Below are 18,102 nucleotides of genomic sequence, written 5' to 3'. Positions count from 1 at the left end.
TCTGTACCACGATACTGTAAGCCGGTAGATACGATGCGACCACAAACCAGTAGGTCGTGCGGGCGGACGACGAACCATGGGCGCAGATCGGCAATCCGAGACCAGCGAGGCGGTCGAGGAGCGAGCACCGGACGACGTGTTCGGGCTGCTCGGCAGCGAAGCCAGGGTCGACATCCTCCGTGCCCTCGGCTCACGCCCCGACGACGAGTTCTCCTTCTCAGAGCTGTTCGATGCGGTCGCCATCGACGACAGCGGCAACTTCAACTACCACCTCGAGAAGCTCCGCGGCGTCTTCGTCCGCAAGACCGACGGCTACGGCCTCACCCACGCCGGCAAGTCGGTCGTCGGTGCGATGTACGCCGGTACCTACACCGCGAACGCGGCCATCGAACCAATCTCGGCCGACTGGGACTGCCTGCTCTGTGGTGGCGAGATGCTGATCCACTACGAGGACGAGCGGGTACGGTTCCGGTGCGAGGACTGCGAGGAGGGTGCCTCCTTCCCGTTCCCGCCGGGCAACCTCGACGAGTTCGACCGCGACGAGCTGCCGCGGGCGTTCGCCCGCTGGTACCACCAGAGCTTCCGGAAGCTGTTCAACGGGTTCTGTGGGGTCTGCAGCGGCCGTGTCGAGCGGGAGCTGCTGCACCCGCCGGAGAGCATCGAGGAGGGACGTGGCCCGTCAGAGGTCGCGTTCGAGTGCACCCGCTGTGGCTCGTTCGGCGTGATTACCGGTGGCTCGCTCGTGACGATGCACCCGATCGTCGAGGGCTTCCTCGCCGAACACGGCTTCGACGTCTCCGCCCGGCACCCGTCGCAGATCTGGGCCGAACTCGACGACCACGAGGCGTTCTACGACGGTCACGAGCAGCCCGCGTTCGGGGTCCGCTTCGCGGTCGACGACGAACAGGTGGTCGCGACCGTGACCGCGGACGGCTTCGTGGAGGACGTCCGGCGGGAACCGCGGGCAGACTGACTTCAGGTGTCTGTTCGCTCCCGCCCAATCGATAGACCAGCGAGAGCCCCGATGAGCGGCGTGGCCGCGACGACCACGGCGGAGAGTTGGATCGGGAGCCGCCCCGGTTCTCGGTCCACTTCGCCGTCGACGGGGAGCGCGCGTCGGTCGAGGTCGGTCCCGGCCTCGCATCGAGTCCGTGCGTAGGGAGACTGCTGAAGAGTGAATTGGGGGGTGCGGGAAGTGTGTGCCCAAGGGCACAAAGCAGAAAAAATACTCAGCCCCCGCCCAACCTCCGAACCACCGATTCCAGATGAAACACTCGAAACGGTGGTGTCCTTAGAGTGTCATGAGGGAAAACCGATTGTGAAGAGCACGAGAACTAACGAGAACTTTCATAAGCGAATCTGAGGCACTAAACCGATTGAATGAGATTGTAGAACACTTATGCAACCGTCACAACCCGAAGGTTTACACTTACGAATATGAAAGTGGTAGTATGAGCACCGCAACGGAGGAAGACGACGAGAAATCCCTCGGCGAGCAGATTGAAGATGGTGTCGACGACGCGCTTAATGGCGACGTCGCCGACGCTGATGACGTCAAGGACGCCTTCCTCTCTACTGAGTAATCCGCAAAGGGGGCTCCACTCGACACCCTGTTGCTTCATATTCTCGCGGTGAGCAGTTAACTGCATAGTGACTCGTTGGCACTCTCTTTCCGACCGCGATACTGGTGTTGCCATCTTCACCGACGACGCACTGAAAGATATCCGTAAGCTCGACGCCAGCGACGGCAAAGACGCCCTGACTGCGATTATCAACTGCCTCTCGAACGCAGCACCCGAATCAGTAATCGAGAAGGATTATGAAACCTGCCGCGCTCTTCAGCAGCTCCGTCAGGGAGACATGCGGCTGTATGTGATGCTCCACACCCACCTACCAGACTACAACATCCTCTGGGTGTTCGCCGCCCGGAAACACGAATATCGAAATATCGGTAAATTTGATGCTCAGGCCTGTGCTAAACTCCAGATTCTCAAACAAAATTCGACTGTCGACGAGGTTGAGCAGTATATCGAAGCCAACGACGCTCTCACGGCCTCCGATCTTCGTGAACTGCACGACAAGCTGTAGCGACTAGTGTTAGTAGCGCAACCCCTGGGGTCACACGTCGAGAGATCTGCTTCCCCGAAGATGCACACGACCACGGAATTCCCGTGTGCATCCAACCCTGACAATCGTCACCCTGACCAGTCGATCGGCTCGGACAGCAGACGAGAATCGGAAGCACACTCCCACCAGTAGGGTTCCAGACACTCGCAAAACGCGGAAATCGATCGTCGTGTGTACGGTGAAATCTATCGCAGTACCGACGGAGCTCCCCAGATGATTCAGGCCCGTCCGGTTACCCTGTCACCGTCTCATCGCGGAGGGACCAGGCCCCGACAACGACCCCAAGCAGTGGCGTCAGCGCGACGGCGGCCGCCGACACCTGGAACGGCAACTGCCACGTCCCCGCAGACACAGCGTGGACGTGGTCCGGCGATTCGACGACGAAGTGCAGGAGCACCCCAAGCAGGAACGCGCCCGCCATGGAGACGGTGAACAGCGGCAGTCCTGACCGATGACCACGGGCGTGGAGGACGACGCCGAAGATCGGACCCAGGAACGTCGTCGCGACGACCAGCGCGTTCTGCCACGGCGGCAGCGGAACCGGCACGAGTCCGTGTGTCAGCCCGTGTGTCGTCGCCGCGACGAGGTGGACCACGAGGATGATGGCGAGGAGCCGCCGTCCGGACACCATCCTCACGGGGCCTCGACCTCGCCGGTCTCCTGCCAGCGCGAGACGACCTGGGCCAGCCCCTCCTCGACCGTCGGGTACGCGGGCTCCCAGTCGAACGCCTCGCGGAATCGGTCGTTCGAGGTCGGCATCGGCCGGGTGAGCAGTCGCCGCATGTTGTCGTCGATGGCGAACCCGGCGAGCCAGGCTGGGACCCGTCGCGGGGTCGGTGCGTCCAGCAGCTCCGCGAAGGTCCGCAGGAACGTCGCGTACGTGGTCGGGCGGTCGTCGACGACGTGGAACGTTCCCGTCGCATCGCCGTCGACGGCTGCAGCGAACGCGCTCGCGGCGTCGTCGACGTGGACGAAGGAGAGCGCCGCGTCGTCGCGGCCCAGGAGACCGTTCGCCACGATGGGCAGCCGGCGGTCACGGAGCCGCTCCCCGAACAGCTGCGTGTGGACCGTGTCCGGCGCGTAGAAGTAGCCGCCCCGGAGGACGACCGGCTCGAACCCGTGGCTCTCGGCGCCGTCTTCGACGATCCGTTCGGCAGCGAGTGCGGACCGCGTCGACCGGTCGGGGTTCGGGTCGGCGTCCTCGTCGAACCGGCTCCCGTCGGGCTGGCGGGCGACCCAGACGACGCTCTGGAGGACGACCCGGTCGGCATCGTGTGCCGCGGCTGCGGCGACGAGGTTCTCCGCACCCTCCCGTCGGACACGGTCGTTGCGCTCCCAGTCGGCGTCGTCCGGGTTCGTGTCGGTCGGAATCTTCGTCGCGGCGTGGACGAGCACGTCGGCCCCGGCGGCCGCCTCGACGATGGAGTCGGCGTCCAGGACGTCGCCACGGCGCGGAACACCCCCAGCAGTCCGGATCGTCTCGTCCCCGGCTTCGTCCCTGCTCAGCCCGACCACGTCGTGCCCCCGGTCGACACACCGGTCGACGAGTCGTCGTCCGAGCACGCCGGTCGCGCCAGCGATGAACACCTTCATGACAGTCAGTTGGACGCGTGAGGGCAAGCTGGTACTGCCGACTCTGGTCGGTTCATTTATCAGTAATGGGTGGGATGTGTAGCCGATGCGGTACCTCACGCTCCGCGTCTCCAGCGAGGAGGCAGAGCTGCACCCACTGGTGCCGACGCTCACCGACGAGTCCGTCTTCCGCGAGGTCCAGATGGTGGACTGGGCACCCTCGTTCGACCCACCGCGGGCCACCGTGTTGCTGTACGTCGACGGCGACACCGACCGGTTCGAGGCGGTGCTCGAGACGACCGAACTGGTGCTTCAGTACGACGTCACACGGTTCGTCGACGACCGCGCCTACGTCTACGTGCACTCGGAGCCACACCCGGTCGAGTGGCGGCTGTTCGAGATCGGGACGATGGAGGGCCTCATCCCGGTCTTCCCGCTGCAGTACCATCACGACGGCTCCATCACGGCCCGCATCGTCGGCCCGACACACATCCTCCAGGCCGCCGTCGAGGCGGTTCCCGAGAACATCGACGCCGAGATCGAACGCGTCGGCGAGTACGACCTCGGTCGGCCGCCGGTCCCACCGTCGCTCCCCGCCCGCCAGCACGAGGCGCTCGTCACCGCGCTCGACCTCGGCTATTACGAGGTCCCACGCGAGGCGGGTCGGGACGAGGTCGCCGCCGCGCTGGGCTGCGCCCCGAGCACGGCGAGCGAACACCTCCAGAAGGCGGAACGTCGGGTCGTCAGGAGCTACCTGCACCGCGGCCACCGCTGAAGACGAGCGGGACGGGTACCGACGCGCCCGGTCCCGAAGACGGGCGCTCGCAGCGCCTCAGCGCTCCGGCTCTGCCGTATCGTCTCCGGCCGCCTCGTCGGCGTCGGCCCCACTCTCGCCAGGGGCGTCCTCGTCTGCAGCTTCCGCCGCCTTCGGGAGGTCGCGCACCACGAGCACGGGCGCGACCGCACCCTCGGCGACGCGCTCGGCGTCCTCGCCGAAGAGTGCCGAGAGCACCGGGGGACCGCCCTCGCCCATCACGATGGCGTCGAACTCCGCGGACCGTGCGACGATGTCGTAGATGGGGGTCTCGACGGCGTCGGTCTCGACGGTGACCCGGTCGTGGTCGAAGCCGCGTCTGGCGAGCGTCGCCGCGGCCTGCTCGACCGCCGCCTCGGCGTCGAACTCGCCGCCGGTGAGCCCCCAGAGCGTGACGGTGTCCTCGGTGTCGACGAGCAGGGAGGCGACGAGGTCCGCGAGCCGGCTCACGTCGATGCTCCCGCGGACGGCGACGAGGACGTCGGTGATCTCGCCGCAGGGGTTCGGGAGCAGGGTTGCGGTCGCACCGACCTCCTCGGCCACCCGGTCGACGGTCTGGTCGCGGTCGTGGGTGAACACCACCCGCGTCTCGACCTCGCGCCCGGCGTCGCGGAAGGCGTCCGCGATGTCGGCGACGGCCTCCTGTGCGCGGTCCTCGAACTGCATGCTCCCCTGCTCCGTCGGCGTCTGCTCGGGGAGGACGTGGTAGCCGAGGATGACGATCTCGGCGGGCGCGAGGAACTCGACGAGGGGGTCCGGGACGGTCTGTCCCTCCAGCACCCGCACCGGGATGAGTACCTTCGGCGGTTCCCGGATCGATATCTCCGGGGCCGGGTCGTCGGCGGCGGCGGTGGTGGGCTCGTCGCTCATCTACACCACCCCCTTCAGCGAGACGTCGTTCGCGTAGTAGCCGTACCAGCCGCCGGAGGCGAGCATGATGGCGAGACCGATGACCTGCGATTCGAGCTTCATGAAGAAGATGAGGCCGAAGCTCGCGAGCGCCCCGAGACCGGCGACCAGCCGGTACGCGGGGACCCGGAACTCGGGGTCGTACCACTCGGGCTCGTTCCGCCGCATCGTGATGAGGGCCACGCACATGAGCCCGTACATGACCAGATGCAGGAACGAGGCGACCTCCGCGAGGACCTCCACCTCGCCGAACGCGACCAGCACGAGCACCGGGCCGCCGCCCATGGCGAGCGCGACGTGTGGGGTGCCGTACTGCAGGTTCACCCGGCTGGCGAACCGGGGCAGCAGTGCGTCCTTGCTCAGCGCGAACACCGCACGCGACGTGGAGAGGATGGACGCGTTCGCGCTGGAGACCGTCGCCAGCAGCCCGGCGAGCAGGATGACGATGGCGCCGGGGCGACCGACGAAGCTCCGCGCGACCTCGACGATGGCCGTCTCCCCGAAGCCCGCGAGCGTGTTGCTGCCGTATGCGCTCGTCGCGACGAAGATGGTGGCGACGTACAGCGTCCCGACGACGAGCACCGAGCCGACCATCGCGAGCGGGAGGTTCCGTCCCGGCTCCTTGATGTCGCCCGCGACGGTGGCCACCTGCGCGAACCCGAGGTAGGACGTGAACACGAGCGCGGCGGTGGTGAAGACGGGCATCGGGCCGAACGGCAGGAACCGCTCCGGGGCGGTGCTCCCGCCGAAGACGCCGGCGGCGTCGAGTCCGCCGTAGCTGAGGAAGAGAACGAGGATGGTCAGCAGCAGGCCGACGACGTAGTTCTGGAGCGCCGCGGCGTTCTCGGTGCCGAACAGGTTGAGTGCGGTCAACAGGACACCGAAGACGAGCGCGAGCGAGACGACGACTGGTGTGTTCCCGATGGCGACGCCGGCCTCCGTCAGCACCGCCGCGGCGTAGTTGCCGAAGCCGACGAGGTAGAACGCGGTGGCGAAGACGAGCCCGAGCCAGATGCTGATGCCGACGACTGCGCCGGCGAACGCGCCGAGTGCTCGCGAGATGAAGTAGTAGCCCCCGCCGGACTTCGGCATCGCCGTCGCGAGCTCCGACGCCGGAAGCGCCACCAGCAGGGCGATGACGGCCCCGAAGGCGAAGGAGCCGGCTGCGGCCGGCCCGGCGCGACCCGCTGCGAGTCCGGGGAAGACGAAGATGCCGGCGCCGATCATCGTGCCGACGCCGATGGAGAGCCCGCCGACGAGCCCGATCGACCGCTCGAGCTCGGTCCCCTCCTCGGTGACGGAGGTCTCACCGGAGGCCGACTCGACGGTCGTGAGCTGTTCGGGGGTCTCACCCTCGCGGTTCGCCCCCGCCTCAATCGTGGCCTGGTCCTGCCCAGTTCCCATGTGTACCCGTGATATCGACCAGCATCCTGAAAAATGTGGGCCACGGAGCAGTTGCCAGCCGTGGCCCCGCGTGCGGATCGATGGGCCGATGGGTCGGACCTGACAGGAGGAGTGGGGGCAGGGTGCGTGAGTTCGTAACACACTTGCGGTCGGCGACACATCGTTCTGGATGGTCGCGGCGTTCGACCAGGGGGATCAGAGGGGATGGACCGGACGAAACTAACGCTAGAGGGGATCACACGGACAGTCGCGTACCTCGGACTCGGACTGGTGGGCACGCTCGCCGTCGCCCTCGCACTCATGCGCTCGACGGTGTTCGTCCAGTCGCTTCTCTACGAACTCCTCTACCTGCGGCTCGGACCGAGCGAGGCGACGGAGGCCGCCGTCCTGCTGCACTTCCTCGGCATCTGCGTGGTCGCAGCAGCGGTTCCCCTGTTCGTCGCCGACTACCTCAGCAGCGACCTGGCCAACCGTGACGCCCTCCTGTCCGCACTCGCCGCGCTGGTAGGACTGCTCGTCGTGTTCCTGGTGGTGGCACTGCTCGGGTTCGCCGCCGCCCCCGTGGCGTTCCTGCTGCTCCTGCTCGTGCTGCTCGCGGTCCCCATCCTGCTCCGGTACAGGTTCGAGGTCGATTCGGGTGCCGTCCCGGCGTTCGTCGGCGGTATCCCGGTGCTGGTCCTGCTCGTGCTCCTCGTGGCGTTCGGCCTGGGCTGGGGCTGGGGCTACGTCGTCAGCGCGCACGAGGTGCCGGCCGATGCCGTCGAGGGCGAGCCAGTCGGCGACCTCTCGGACGCGCCGTCCGTCGAGAGTGCATTGTTCGCGGCCGGGAACTGCGAGACCGACGCGGACGGCTTCCAGGCCTGCTACCTCTCGCTTCGCGGCTTCGAACACGAACGCGCCGCCGTCCGCAGCCTCGACGACCTCGGCGTCAGATGTCCCTATCAGGGCACACGGGACGGCGGAACGGCCGTCCTCCAGCACGAGGGGCGGTACTACCAGGTCCGGTGTGCCCCACACGGGGACTGAGAGGGCCACGGACCGACGGTAGTGGATGGCACTGCGAACGGGCTGCCAGCGTCGGCGCTGGCAGTCGGCCCGTCAGAGCTTGCCGTCCAGAACCTTGGCCGCCGTCAGGACCGGGTCCCACACGGGGCTGAACGGCGGCGCGTACGAGAGGTCGAGGTAGGAGAGCTGCTGGACGGTCAGTCCAGCGTGCAGGGCGGTCGCGACCGTGTCGATGCGCTTCGGGACACCCTCTCGACCGACCATGCTCGCCCCGAGCACGCGCTCGCCCTCGCGGTCACCGAGCAGCGTGATCTGGATCTCCTCGCCGCCGGGGTAGTAGTGGGCGCGCGACTCGGCCGTGATGGTCACCGAGACGGGGTCGAACCCGGCCTCGCGGGCCGTTTCCTCGTCGACGAGACCGGTCCGGGCGACCTCGAGGTCGAAGGCCTTGACCGCGGCCGTCCCGGCGATCTCGCCCACCGGCGTGGGGTCGCCTGCGACCGTCGCACCGATGGCCCGGCCCGCGCGGTTCGCGCTGAGCGCGAGCGGCACGTGATCCGGGTCGCCGGTGACCACGTGGGTCATCTCGGCGTTGTCGCCGGCCGCGTAGACGTGCTCGTCGTTCGTCCGGCCGTACTCGTCCGTCGCGATGGCTCCGGTCGGACCGAGCTCGATGCCGGCAGCCTCGGCGAGCTCCGTGTTGGGGGCGACGCCGACGCCGACCAGCGCGAGGTCGACCGGGACGGTCAGGTCGCCGGCGGCGATGGCCTCGACGTGCTCGTCGCCGACCATCCCGTCGACGGCGGTGTCGAGGTGGAGCTCGACGCCCTGCTCGCGGAGGTGCTCCTCGACGACGACCGCCGCCTCGGCGCCGAACGGCTGGAGCGTGTGCGGCAGCATCTCGAAGAGGTGGACGTCGAGGCCGTGAGCGGCGAACGCCTCGGCCATCTCGATGCCGACGTAGCCGCCGCCGATGACGGCGACCGCGTCGGGCTGCTCCGCCGCGGCGTACTCCGTCGCCGCCTCCCCGTAGCCACTCTCGGGGAGGTTCACGGTCGGCGTGTCCAGCCCGAGGTAGTGGCGGATTTGGGCCGCCTCGTTCATGTTGTGCAGCGTGAACACGCCGTCGAGGTCGATGCCGTCGAACGGTGGGACGATGGCCTGCGCTCCGGTGGCGATCAGCAGGTCGCCGTACGCCTGTTCGAACTCGCCGTCCGGGCCGGCCACCGTCACGGTCCGGTCCGCGCGGTCGACCGCCGTGACCTCGTGGTTCGTCCGCAGGTCGATACCGCGTTCCTCGACGAACGCCTCGGGGGTGACCGTGACGAGGTCGTCGAGGGTCTCCACGTCGCCCTTGACGTAGTAGGGCAGCCCGCAGGCGGCGTAGGAGACCCACTCGCCCTTCTCGAAGACGACGACATCCCGGTCCGGGTCGTCCCGCTTTGCCTTGCTCGCCGCACTCATCCCTGCCGCGTCTCCGCCGACGATGACGAACGGACCTTCCATGTGCGAACGTTCGCCCGGCGAGACCATAAAGTATTGTGCTAACCCCACAATTTCGATGGCCGTGGGAGCGCCCGTCGAACGGCGCGACCACGTCGATGGTTGTCAACACGTAACAAGTCTTTTTGTGGGTTGAAGTCGGTAGTCCCGGGCGTGTCAAGCACCTACTCTACGAACGACAGCGGCACTGGAACGTGGGACCAGCTGTACGAGTCACTGGCCTCCCAGCCTCGTCGGATGATCATCTTCTCGCTCATGAAGGAGCCAGCGGACGGGCGGTTGCCGTTGCCAGATGCCGCTCGGTCGGCGTCCCGCGAGCTCGATACCGATGACCTGACCGTACGACTGCGTCACCATCATCTCCCGAAGCTCGCCGATGCGGGCTACATCCGCTGGGAGAGCGACCCGCTCACCGTCAGGCGCGGCCCCCACTTCGCGGAACCGGCGCTGGTAGTCGGTAAGATGACCAAGTCGGAGACCAGATTACCACGCCGGCTGCGCGACGAGTGTACCGTCATCGGGGAGGTGAGCGAGAGTGACTCGAACTGATCTCGTCACCGGGGTCGTCGAGGCGGTGGCCGCGGCCGACGGGGTCGCGATGGCCGACGTCCCGCAGCTCCACGACTACATCGACCCGGAGATACTGGCGAAGCTGGGTGCCCAGCAGAAGCTGGGGAACTGTCGCGTGACGTTCCAGTTCGCTGACCATCAGGTCACGGTCACGCAGGCCTCGGAGATCATCGTCGACGGTGAGCGCTACATCCCTGAGAACGTCGTGAACTGATAGCGGGCGACGGAACCAGTCGAACGGTCGCTGCCGGGGATCTGTCCCGACCCTGGCCCGTGTCGAGTGGCGTCGCCCGGGTTGCGGACGACGCGTTCGATGGCGACACCATATTGCATATTCCGCACAATACTAAAGTGCCTGGGACGAGAACATCACGACAGGAACACATGACGGACCAGGACACAGAGCAGTGGACGGACGCGGTCGAGGCTCACCGAGAGCAGAAGGACGAGTACTTCGGCGAGGACCCCCACTCGCCGCTCCCGCCCGACGTCCGTGAGACGTTCGACGGGCTCGACTACTACGAGATAGACCCCGACCTCCGGTTCGTGGTCGAGCTCGAGACGTACGAGGAACCCGAGCCGGTCGTCGTCGGCACCAGCACCGACGGGGAGCAGGAGTACCTCGCCTGGGGCGAGTTCACCGTGACGGTCGACGGCGAGTCGGTGAGCATCACGGCCTACAAGAGCGACCCCGACGAGGACCGCCTCTGGGTGCCCTTCCGTGACGAGACGAGCGGCGACGAGACGTACGGTGCCGGCCGCTACCTCGACCTCGAACCCGACAGCCACCGGACCGACGACGGGCGGTGGATACTCGACTTCAACGAGGCGTACAACCCCACCTGTGCCTACTCGGACCGCTACGAGTGCCCGCTGCCCCCGATGGAGAACTGGCTCGACGTGCCGATCAGGGCCGGCGAGCGCACGTTCGACCACTGACCACGGGCGACGCCGCGACACCCTCCGAACGTGAATCCGTTCGCGACGCCAGTGGCACCTGACTCGGACACGACTCCGCAGCGATGCGGAGTGCGACGAAGCCGAGGGGGAGCAGCCCGATGCCGTCGCTCTGCGAGAGTATTTGTCCGCCCACCGCGATGCGTCCTGCATGGAGATCGTCCCCGAATCCGACGTCGAGGCCACCGAGGCGGTCGACGGCACCCACCTGAAGCTCCTCGCCGGCGGCAGCGAGATGAACGTCCAGCAGTTCCGCATCGAGCCCGGCGCGACGGTCCCCGAACACAGCCACCCCAACGAGCAGACCGGCTACATCATCGACGGGAGCCTGACGTTCATCGTCGACGGCGAGACCCACGTCGTCGAAGCCGGTGACTCCTACGTCTTCGCTGGTGGTGAACCACACGGCGCCGAGAACCGCGGTGACGTCCCCGTCGTCGGGCTCGACATCTTCAGCCCGCCACGCGACGACCCGGACTGGCAGGAGTAGCCCCAGAACCGACTGTCGAGAGCCGGTCGCACCTCGTCGGCTGCGCTCCCGTCGACACACAGCCGTCTCTGCCAGAACGGACGAACTGACCACAGAACATCGGTTTCCGCCGCCGAACCCGCCCCCCTGATCGGAGACCCCTCAGTCCGTCACTGGATGCCCATCGCTTCGATCTGCTCCTGGTACCGGTTCCGGATCGTGACCTCGGTCACCTGTGCGACCGACGCCACCTCGCGCTGTGTCTGCTTCTCGTTGCAGAGGAGTGAGGCCGCGTAGATGGCGGCCGCGGCGAACCCCGTCGGCGACTTCCCCGAGAGGAGCCCCTGCTCGGCGGTCACGTCGATGATCTCCTTCGCCTTCATCTCGACCTCCTCGCTCACCCCGAGTTCCGAACAGAACCGCGGGACGTACTCCTTCGGGTCGACTGGCTCCATCCGGAGGCCGAGCTCCTGGGAGATATAGCGATACGTGCGCCCGATCTCCTTCTGCTCCACCCGCGACACCTCGGAGACCTCCTCGAGGCTCCGGGGGATGCCCTCCTGTCGACAGGCGGCGTACAGACAGCTCGTGGCCACGCCTTCGATGGACCGGCCACGGATCAGGTCCTCGTTCAGTGCGCGCCGGTAGATCACCGACGCGACCTCCCGAACGGACCGCGGGACGCCCAGCGCGGACGCCATCCGGTCCGTCTCGCTGAGTGCGAACTGGAGGTTCCGCTCCCCGGCGTCCTTCGTGCGGATCCGCTCCTGCCACTTCCGGAGGCGGGACATCTGACTCCGCTTCTCCGAGGAGAGCGACCGACCGTACGCGTCCTTGTTCTTCCAGTCGATCTGGGTGGTCAACCCCTTGTCGTGCATCGTCTGCGTCGTCGGCGCCCCGACGCGACTCTTGCTCTGGCGCTCCCCGTGGTTGAACGCCCGCCACTCCGGCCCCCGGTCTATCATCTGGTCCTCGAGCACGAGTCCGCAGTCGTCACAGACGAGCTCGTCACCGTCACCGCTCGTGACCAGGCGCTCCGACTCGCACTCCGGACACGACTGCGTCTCCGACTCTCCCGCCCGCTCCTCCGTGTCTGATTCGGTCTCGTTCTCCTGTGTCTCACTTTGCCGGTTCAGACGAGCCATTAAATATACTCCACAATACTGGTTCAGGCGGTATATACGTGTTGTCGGGTCGAGGGGGCCAGAATACTCGAGTCGGGGGGTGGTCACCGGACCGGGTTTGCACAGGTTTCCGGCCCCCTGACGCCCGTAGAACGCCCTGTAGTGGCCCAATTACGCTGTAGCGGCCCGAAGACTGCGACAGTCACCGGCGTGATGCGAGCAGATTCCACACAGCTGTGCCCGATTGAGGCCACTGGCCGCCCCGCAGGACAACGCTGAAACCGCTCCTGCTCGTCGGTCCGCCCGACGATGGCGCTCACGTATCCACACTTCCTGCTCAACTTCAAGCTCTACGAGGGGACTGCGGGAGCCGACGGGCTCGAACTGGCGAGGACCATCGAGACCGTGCAACGGCGGACCGGTGCGACGTTCGCGGTGGCCCCGCAGACCCCGGACATCTACCGTATCGCCGAGGCGACGGCCCTCCCGGTCGTGGCCCAGTCGGTCGACGCGCTGGCACCCGGGCGTGGAAACGGACAGGTGTCGCTTCCGGCCGTCGCCGAAGCCGGGGCTGCGGGGGTGCTCGTCAACCATCCCGAGAGCCCCGCGCAGTTCGGTGAAGTCGGCGATATCGTCGCCGCCTGTGCAGAGTACGGCCTCGAGTCGATCGTCTGCGTCGACAGCATCGAGCTCGGCCGGGCTGCACTCACGTTCGATCCCGACTGTCTACTGTTCGAGAACCCGGCGGACATCGCCAGCGACTGCGCGCTCGCTCGAACGGAGCCCGAGCGCGTCGACGCGTTCGTCTCGATGGTCGAATCGGAGAATCCGGCGACGCGGGTCCTGCTCGGGGGCGGCATCAGCACGGCGGCCGATGTGGCGGCGAGCCTCGACCACGGTGCCGACGCTGCCGGCGCGGCGTCGGCGTTCGTCGACGCTGACGACCGGGAGGCGTGGTTGACGGCGATCGCCGATGCCCTCACCAGGGAATCGGGGACGGCCGAGGATGACCGCTAGAAGACCGTCCAGGACCTGGACCCGAGTCAGTTGGCCGCACAGTTGTTTGGACCGAGTTCGAGGCGCTCGACGTCACCGCCGGGCTGTTCCTTGCCCCAGTTGATCTGCTTGATCTCGTTGTAGTTCGCGGGCTCGTCCGAGAGGCTCTCGACGATGGTCTCGACGAACGCCTGCTCGTCGTCGTCCTCGACGTCGCTCAGCAGTTCGTTCGTCGTCTCCGCCTCCAGTTCGCCGAGTTCGGTCGCCAGCGGGCGAAGCTCCTCGTCGCTGAAGTGCCCCGGCAGCACGACCGTGCCGTCCGGCAGGTCGGTGAGCTCGTCGAGGCTGTCGAACAGCCGGCCAGCGGCCTCGCGGACCGCGTCCTCGCTGCCGTCCTCGAGGTCGGGTCGGCCGACGCTCCGGAGGAACAGGGTGTCCCCCGAGAGGAGTGCGTCGCCGAAGCGGAACGAGACGCTGCCGGGCGTGTGTCCGGGCGTGAACCGGACGTCGAGCGACCTGTCCCCCACGGAGATCGAATCGCCGTCCTCGACCTCGGTGATCTCGTCCAGCTCGCCGCCATCCTCGCCGTGGAGGTAGTACGGGACGTCCAGCTCGCCGGCGAGTCGGCGAGCGCCGGAGACGTGGTCGGCGTGTGCGTGCGTGTCGGCGACGCCGACGATGTCCAGGTCGTGGTCGTCCGCCACGGACAGGTACCTGTCGACGTACTGGCTGGGGTCGACCACGACGGCTTCCTCGTCGTCGTGCACGAGGTACGAGACACACCCGGTCCCGGGCCGTACCACCTGTCGGACGCCGTCGACACCCTCGACGTCGTACTCGCGGTGGAGCCGTCCCCAGTCGTTCATCCCGTCCGGAACCGACTTCGCGTCGTAGCCGTGATTGCGCAGGAAGTCGGCGGCACGGGCCGACGTGACACCGGCGACACAGACGACGGCGATCTCCTCGTCCTCGGGTAGTTCGTCGAGGTGGTCCTCCAGTCCGGAGTAGTCGTACTCCAGCAACTGGTCGTACACCGGGAGGTTCGTGCTCTCGGGGATCTGCCACTCCTCGTAGTCGTCCTCGTTGCGGACGTCAAGGACGAACGGCGCCTCCGCATCCTCCTCGACCAGCCGTCGGGCGACCTCGGCTGCCTCGATATCGGTATTGCTCATTACGTCCAAAAGCATGCAATGGCGGGGGTTAAATGTGGTCCCAAGGCAGTTCGAACGAGGGTTTCTTGCTCACCGTCGGTAGAGGTCGAGGCGGTCTCTCGAAGCGGATACTCGCCTCGCTACGAACTGTCGTCCCTGCAGGTTTCCAGCCACCTCGTGTCGGTGGGGACCGTGAACGCGACTCGATACGAACGGTCAGTGAGCCGCCAGTAGGATTTTGGCCACCGATGGCGAGTATGCGATATGACACGACGATGGGTTACCTGCGGGACCCCGACGACGCCCGGGATACTGAATCCGGTCACTGCAGCGTGTGACCGGGGGTACGTACCGGACGAGGTTCGTATCCTGTCCAATCCGCCAGTCATGGAACACGTCGCCGAAGCGAAGGCGTTGATGAGCGAAGTCATCGCGGCATACGGAGGAGATGCCGAGATCGCGGTCCACGAACTGACGACCGAGACCGATTTCGAGAGCATCGTGGCTTTCTACCGGGACCAGGTGGAGGGTTCGCCAGCCGACGACGAGGTAGCCATCGACGTCACTCCGGGACGGAAGTTCATGTCCGCGATCGCGTTTCAAGCAGGTATCCAGTTCGGCGCGGACCACGTCTACTACTTCCATCGGAAGGCCGGCGGGTACTACGGTCAGTACTACCCCGAGATTCCACGGACCGCCACCGACCTGATCGACTTCACGGAGGTTCTGTGATGGAGGTCGGCCGCCAGCGACTGACCGTGCTGCTGAACGCACTGTACGACGAAGGCGTGGACTCGATAGCGGTCGAGCACCCATCCAGTGACATCGGCGAACTCGTCAGGATCGAACTCGAGCGAGATGGCCAGGTGACGGTCCGGTTCACCCAGGGCTCGTTCACCTACCAGGAGAACCGGGAGGCGATTCCTGCGAAGCACGGCGAATCCGCGCACGACGACCTCCCGGACGCGGAGACCTATACCCGTGCCGCCGTCGCGAGTTCGCTGGTCGACCTCGAAAACCGGGACGAGATAGACGCGTTCTTCGACCGTCATGGGTACTCCGACCTCGAGGCCGGCCATGGCCCCGTCGTGCTCGGACTCGATACGAACGTCATGCCGTGGCGACTCCCCGAGATACTCGGTGTCGACAGCAGAACCGGTGAGCCCGACGAGAAGGACCGGGCCCCGACGAACGGCTACGCACTCGCGACGGGTGTGAAGGAGGAACTCGACTGGCACTACAAGCAGTACAACACGCACGAACTCACCGCCGCCTTCGGGACGGAGTTCGAGCGCCTCGACAATCAGCCGGCCGGGAGCAACCGCGAGGGGTTCATGGGATTGTACGAGTATCGGCGCCTCCGGACGAACCGAACGGTCGACATCGTCGAATCGGGCACCGGAGACCAGGCCATCGTCGACGCGTACGAGCGGTTCAACGGGGAGAGCCGCAAGACAGCAGTCCTTCTGAGCAACGACCGCGGCTTCATCACCCGGGCGACCGACGCGGGGGTGCCCGCTCAGCACGTGGAGTTCCCGCTCGACATGCCACGGAAGGCGACTGGAACCTGGACCGACGCCTGTGAACTGCTGTACCACCTCGCAGTGCTGTTCGGCGTCATCACGCTCCCGAAGGTCACGCTGTACGGTGTCTGGAACGGGAAAGACGGCCGACACTGGCAGCACGAACAGCTCGAGGTCGACTGCCGAAGTCCGAAGATCGAGCCGCGACTGGAACGAGATCTGCGGATCCTGGACGCCACAGACTGAGAGTCGGCTTCAACACAGCAGCAGGTAGAACCAATAGGGAAGCTGGATGATGCGGTCTCGCTGGAGCGTGATCGGGTCCTCGGTCGGGACTGTATCCCCGGTCAGGAGGAACCCGACTGGAACCTCGTACTCGTCGAGGAACTCGGATAACACGTCGAGCGAATCGTCGATCGGTGGTCGATATGCGAGCGCAACGGGCACCGGCGTGTCGTCGATATCGAGGACGAAATCGACCACACCCTCTCTCCCTCGCCAGAACTGAACGGAGGGGTCCGTCTCCGATCCCTGAGCGGCATTGACTCCGTAGGTGAACCGCATACTGTGGTCGAACCCGGCGACACGAGCGAGGTCGGCCTCCCGTCCGAAATCACTCAGAGCCCGCTCGGCGTTCCCGTCGGCAAGTGCGGTCAGGAGACCTGTGTCTCGCAGATAGAGCCTGACCGACCGTGGACGGGCGTTGTCGTACTCCGTAACACCGGTCAACAGATACAGGTCCGCGAGAGCCGGGAGGTAACTGTCAGCGATGGTCCGCCGGTCGACATCGAACAGTTCGACGAGCTCCTGGTATCGTATCGGTTCGGTGCCGCGATTGGCAGCAGCAAGTGCACAGAGACGTTCGAGATCCGCGATCGTCTTGATGGACTCGAACCCCGGGACCTCCTGATAAAGCGCATCTCGGACCTCCTCCCGCAGGCGTGAGTAGTCGCTCGTCGAGAGCTCCGATGCGGAATCGATGACTCCCTCGTGCTCGTAGCTTATCGTCCCACCCATGGCCAGGAAATCCACGACCTTGGACTGGATACGGGGTTCGACGTCTTCGATCTGTGCGTACTTCCCGCGAAGCTCGTCGAGCAGCGGGTCGACCTCACCACTATCGAGAGTGGCCGGGAGGCTGTGCTCCCCGGTACGGATCGAGGTCGGACTCACCCGGCGGTCGGACTCCTCGAGGTCGGGGTAGAGCGTGAAGAGGTAGTCACGGAACTTCTCTGGGAGGATGGGCTGCGTGTCGTATCGGGCCGCTGGAAAGTCAGCTCTCTCCAGTTCACGTTCGACCTGAACCTCCGCACTCGCCGTCACAACAACGTAACGTTCGGCCGTGTCGTCGAGGATATCCACGACCGGTGTTCCCCAACCGTCGATGGTCGGTTTTCCGGGATGTTCGATCTGGTGGACGTCGTCGAGGACGATGAAGTGTGGAGCAGGTGAATCGAGCCGCCCGAGGACTCGGCTCTCGTAATAGCGGACTGCACGGCGGAGTTGCTCGTCCGACTGGAGCTGATAGAGTGGGTTCGAATCGAACGGGAGATAGAGGAAGCGTTCGGGCCTGGCACCGGACTCGATTCGGTGATGGATGAACTGCTTGCACAGGGTCGTCTTCCCCGCGCCGCGCCGTCCGACCAGTCCCAGCAGCGGTTGGTCTTCGAACTGGCTCCCGGACCGGTTCGGCCTGACGAGATGGTAGAAGTCGCTTTTCTGCCGCGCAGGGAGTGAAAATGCGGCAGCACCCTGTTCCCACCACGGATTGTGATCGTGGAGGGATTGAACCAGGGGATCGCGGGCGTCGAGTGACATCGATATCGGAGTATCAGAGCCCATCCCAATGGTTTTTTCGGGGATCTTTTGCTCGATAGAGCGGTTGTTGGGTCGCACTTATCTCGACCAATGTGCGGTCAGGAGCACGGTGAGCAGGAATATTCACCGTCAAGAAGTCTGTTTCAACGAGATAATAGAC

General features: G+C 66.0%; 20 protein-coding genes. 12 read left to right on the top strand and 8 right to left on the bottom strand.

Annotated elements, in window-relative coordinates; all coding sequences use genetic code 11:
* Positions 1 to 76: 76 nt before the first annotated feature.
* The 3 genes from ACSG06_RS17610 (at position 77) to ACSG06_RS17600 (ending at position 2,088) form a co-directional block, all read left to right on the top strand.
* Positions 77 to 973, top strand: coding sequence for a winged helix-turn-helix domain-containing protein (locus ACSG06_RS17610; protein ID WP_440991598.1), 897 nt, complete (start codon positions 77 to 79; stop codon positions 971 to 973).
* 478 nt (positions 974 to 1,451) lie between these two features.
* Positions 1,452 to 1,583, top strand: a complete 132-nt coding sequence (locus tag ACSG06_RS17605; RefSeq protein ID WP_440991597.1) for a hypothetical protein — start codon at positions 1,452 to 1,454, stop codon at positions 1,581 to 1,583.
* 67 nt (positions 1,584 to 1,650) lie between these two features.
* Complete coding sequence (locus ACSG06_RS17600) at positions 1,651 to 2,088, top strand: hypothetical protein (RefSeq protein WP_440991596.1); 438 nt, start codon at positions 1,651 to 1,653, stop codon at positions 2,086 to 2,088.
* Between the two features lie 271 nt (positions 2,089 to 2,359).
* On the opposite strand, the gene ACSG06_RS17595 is transcribed toward ACSG06_RS17600, so the two are convergent.
* Both ACSG06_RS17595 and ACSG06_RS17590 read right to left on the bottom strand, forming a co-directional pair.
* Positions 2,360 to 2,758, bottom strand: a complete 399-nt coding sequence (locus ACSG06_RS17595; protein WP_440991595.1) for a hypothetical protein — start codon at positions 2,756 to 2,758, stop codon at positions 2,360 to 2,362.
* Positions 2,759 to 2,760: 2 nt separating this feature from the next.
* Complete coding sequence (locus tag ACSG06_RS17590; protein ID WP_440991594.1) at positions 2,761 to 3,720, bottom strand: NAD-dependent epimerase/dehydratase family protein; 960 nt, start codon at positions 3,718 to 3,720, stop codon at positions 2,761 to 2,763.
* 85 nt (positions 3,721 to 3,805) lie between these two features.
* Here ACSG06_RS17590 and ACSG06_RS17585 point away from each other — a divergent pair, with 85 nt between their 5' ends.
* A complete protein-coding gene (locus ACSG06_RS17585) occupies positions 3,806 to 4,474 on the top strand; it encodes a helix-turn-helix domain-containing protein (protein WP_440991593.1) in 669 nt (222 codons plus the stop codon).
* A gap of 57 nt (positions 4,475 to 4,531) precedes the next feature.
* Here the strand turns inward: ACSG06_RS17585 and ACSG06_RS17580 are convergent, their stop codons facing one another.
* Complete coding sequence (locus ACSG06_RS17580; RefSeq protein ID WP_440991592.1) at positions 4,532 to 5,383, bottom strand: universal stress protein; 852 nt, start codon at positions 5,381 to 5,383, stop codon at positions 4,532 to 4,534.
* A complete protein-coding gene (locus ACSG06_RS17575; protein WP_440991591.1) occupies positions 5,384 to 6,826 on the bottom strand; it encodes an APC family permease in 1,443 nt (480 codons plus the stop codon).
* 204 nt (positions 6,827 to 7,030) lie between these two features.
* On the opposite strand from ACSG06_RS17575, the gene ACSG06_RS17570 reads away from it, so the two are divergent.
* Positions 7,031 to 7,852 (top strand): hypothetical protein, encoded by an 822-nt coding sequence (locus tag ACSG06_RS17570; RefSeq protein ID WP_440991590.1) that lies wholly within the window; start codon positions 7,031 to 7,033, stop codon positions 7,850 to 7,852.
* Positions 7,853 to 7,924: 72 nt separating this feature from the next.
* Here ACSG06_RS17570 and ACSG06_RS17565 read toward each other — a convergent pair whose 3' ends face one another.
* Complete coding sequence (locus tag ACSG06_RS17565; RefSeq protein WP_440991589.1) at positions 7,925 to 9,337, bottom strand: FAD-dependent oxidoreductase; 1,413 nt, start codon at positions 9,335 to 9,337, stop codon at positions 7,925 to 7,927.
* Positions 9,338 to 9,487: 150 nt separating this feature from the next.
* Between ACSG06_RS17565 and ACSG06_RS17560 the strand changes: the two genes are divergently transcribed.
* The 4 genes from ACSG06_RS17560 (at position 9,488) to ACSG06_RS17545 (ending at position 11,351) form a co-directional block, all read left to right on the top strand.
* Positions 9,488 to 9,883 carry a DUF7344 domain-containing protein gene (locus tag ACSG06_RS17560; RefSeq protein ID WP_440991588.1) on the top strand — a complete coding sequence of 132 codons (396 nt, stop codon included), beginning with the start codon at positions 9,488 to 9,490 and terminating at the stop codon, positions 9,881 to 9,883.
* Entirely contained in the window at positions 9,870 to 10,118 is a 249-nt protein-coding gene (locus tag ACSG06_RS17555; RefSeq protein ID WP_440991587.1) for a HalOD1 output domain-containing protein, read from the top strand. Before ACSG06_RS17560 ends, ACSG06_RS17555 begins: the two co-directional genes overlap by 14 nt.
* A 170-nt stretch (positions 10,119 to 10,288) precedes the next feature.
* Positions 10,289 to 10,843, top strand: coding sequence for a DUF1684 domain-containing protein (locus tag ACSG06_RS17550; RefSeq protein ID WP_440991586.1), 555 nt, complete (start codon positions 10,289 to 10,291; stop codon positions 10,841 to 10,843).
* Between the two features lie 169 nt (positions 10,844 to 11,012).
* Positions 11,013 to 11,351, top strand: coding sequence for a cupin domain-containing protein (locus ACSG06_RS17545; RefSeq protein ID WP_440991585.1), 339 nt, complete (start codon positions 11,013 to 11,015; stop codon positions 11,349 to 11,351).
* A gap of 149 nt (positions 11,352 to 11,500) precedes the next feature.
* On the opposite strand, the gene ACSG06_RS17540 is transcribed toward ACSG06_RS17545, so the two are convergent.
* Positions 11,501 to 12,475: a transcription initiation factor IIB gene (locus tag ACSG06_RS17540; protein WP_440991584.1), complete on the bottom strand. Its 975-nt coding sequence runs from the start codon at positions 12,473 to 12,475 to the stop codon at positions 11,501 to 11,503.
* A gap of 288 nt (positions 12,476 to 12,763) precedes the next feature.
* Between ACSG06_RS17540 and ACSG06_RS17535 the strand changes: the two genes are divergently transcribed.
* The gene (locus ACSG06_RS17535; protein WP_440991583.1) at positions 12,764 to 13,471 is read left to right on the top strand and encodes a triose-phosphate isomerase; all 708 of its coding nucleotides are present in this window, start codon (positions 12,764 to 12,766) and stop codon (positions 13,469 to 13,471) included.
* A gap of 26 nt (positions 13,472 to 13,497) precedes the next feature.
* On the opposite strand, the gene ACSG06_RS17530 is transcribed toward ACSG06_RS17535, so the two are convergent.
* Positions 13,498 to 14,622, bottom strand: coding sequence for an MBL fold metallo-hydrolase (locus ACSG06_RS17530; protein ID WP_440991582.1), 1,125 nt, complete (start codon positions 14,620 to 14,622; stop codon positions 13,498 to 13,500).
* A gap of 243 nt (positions 14,623 to 14,865) precedes the next feature.
* Between ACSG06_RS17530 and ACSG06_RS17525 the strand changes: the two genes are divergently transcribed.
* Positions 14,866 to 15,333 (top strand): hypothetical protein, encoded by a 468-nt coding sequence (locus tag ACSG06_RS17525; protein WP_440991581.1) that lies wholly within the window; start codon positions 14,866 to 14,868, stop codon positions 15,331 to 15,333.
* On the top strand, positions 15,333 to 16,370 hold the full coding sequence (locus ACSG06_RS17520; RefSeq protein WP_440991580.1) for a hypothetical protein: 1,038 nt from the start codon (positions 15,333 to 15,335) through the stop codon (positions 16,368 to 16,370). The genes ACSG06_RS17525 and ACSG06_RS17520 overlap by 1 nt, the downstream gene beginning before the upstream one ends.
* A 9-nt stretch (positions 16,371 to 16,379) precedes the next feature.
* On the opposite strand, the gene ACSG06_RS17515 is transcribed toward ACSG06_RS17520, so the two are convergent.
* A complete protein-coding gene (locus tag ACSG06_RS17515; RefSeq protein WP_440991579.1) occupies positions 16,380 to 17,942 on the bottom strand; it encodes an AAA family ATPase in 1,563 nt (520 codons plus the stop codon).
* Between the last annotated feature and the right edge of the window lie 160 nt (positions 17,943 to 18,102).

Source organism: Haloarchaeobius baliensis, assembly GCF_052060055.1.
In the GTDB taxonomy this organism is placed as follows: domain Archaea; phylum Halobacteriota; class Halobacteria; order Halobacteriales; family Natrialbaceae; genus Haloarchaeobius; species Haloarchaeobius baliensis.
Note: the sequence above shows the minus strand (reverse complement) of the source record. Positions and strands in the feature narration are given on the sequence as shown.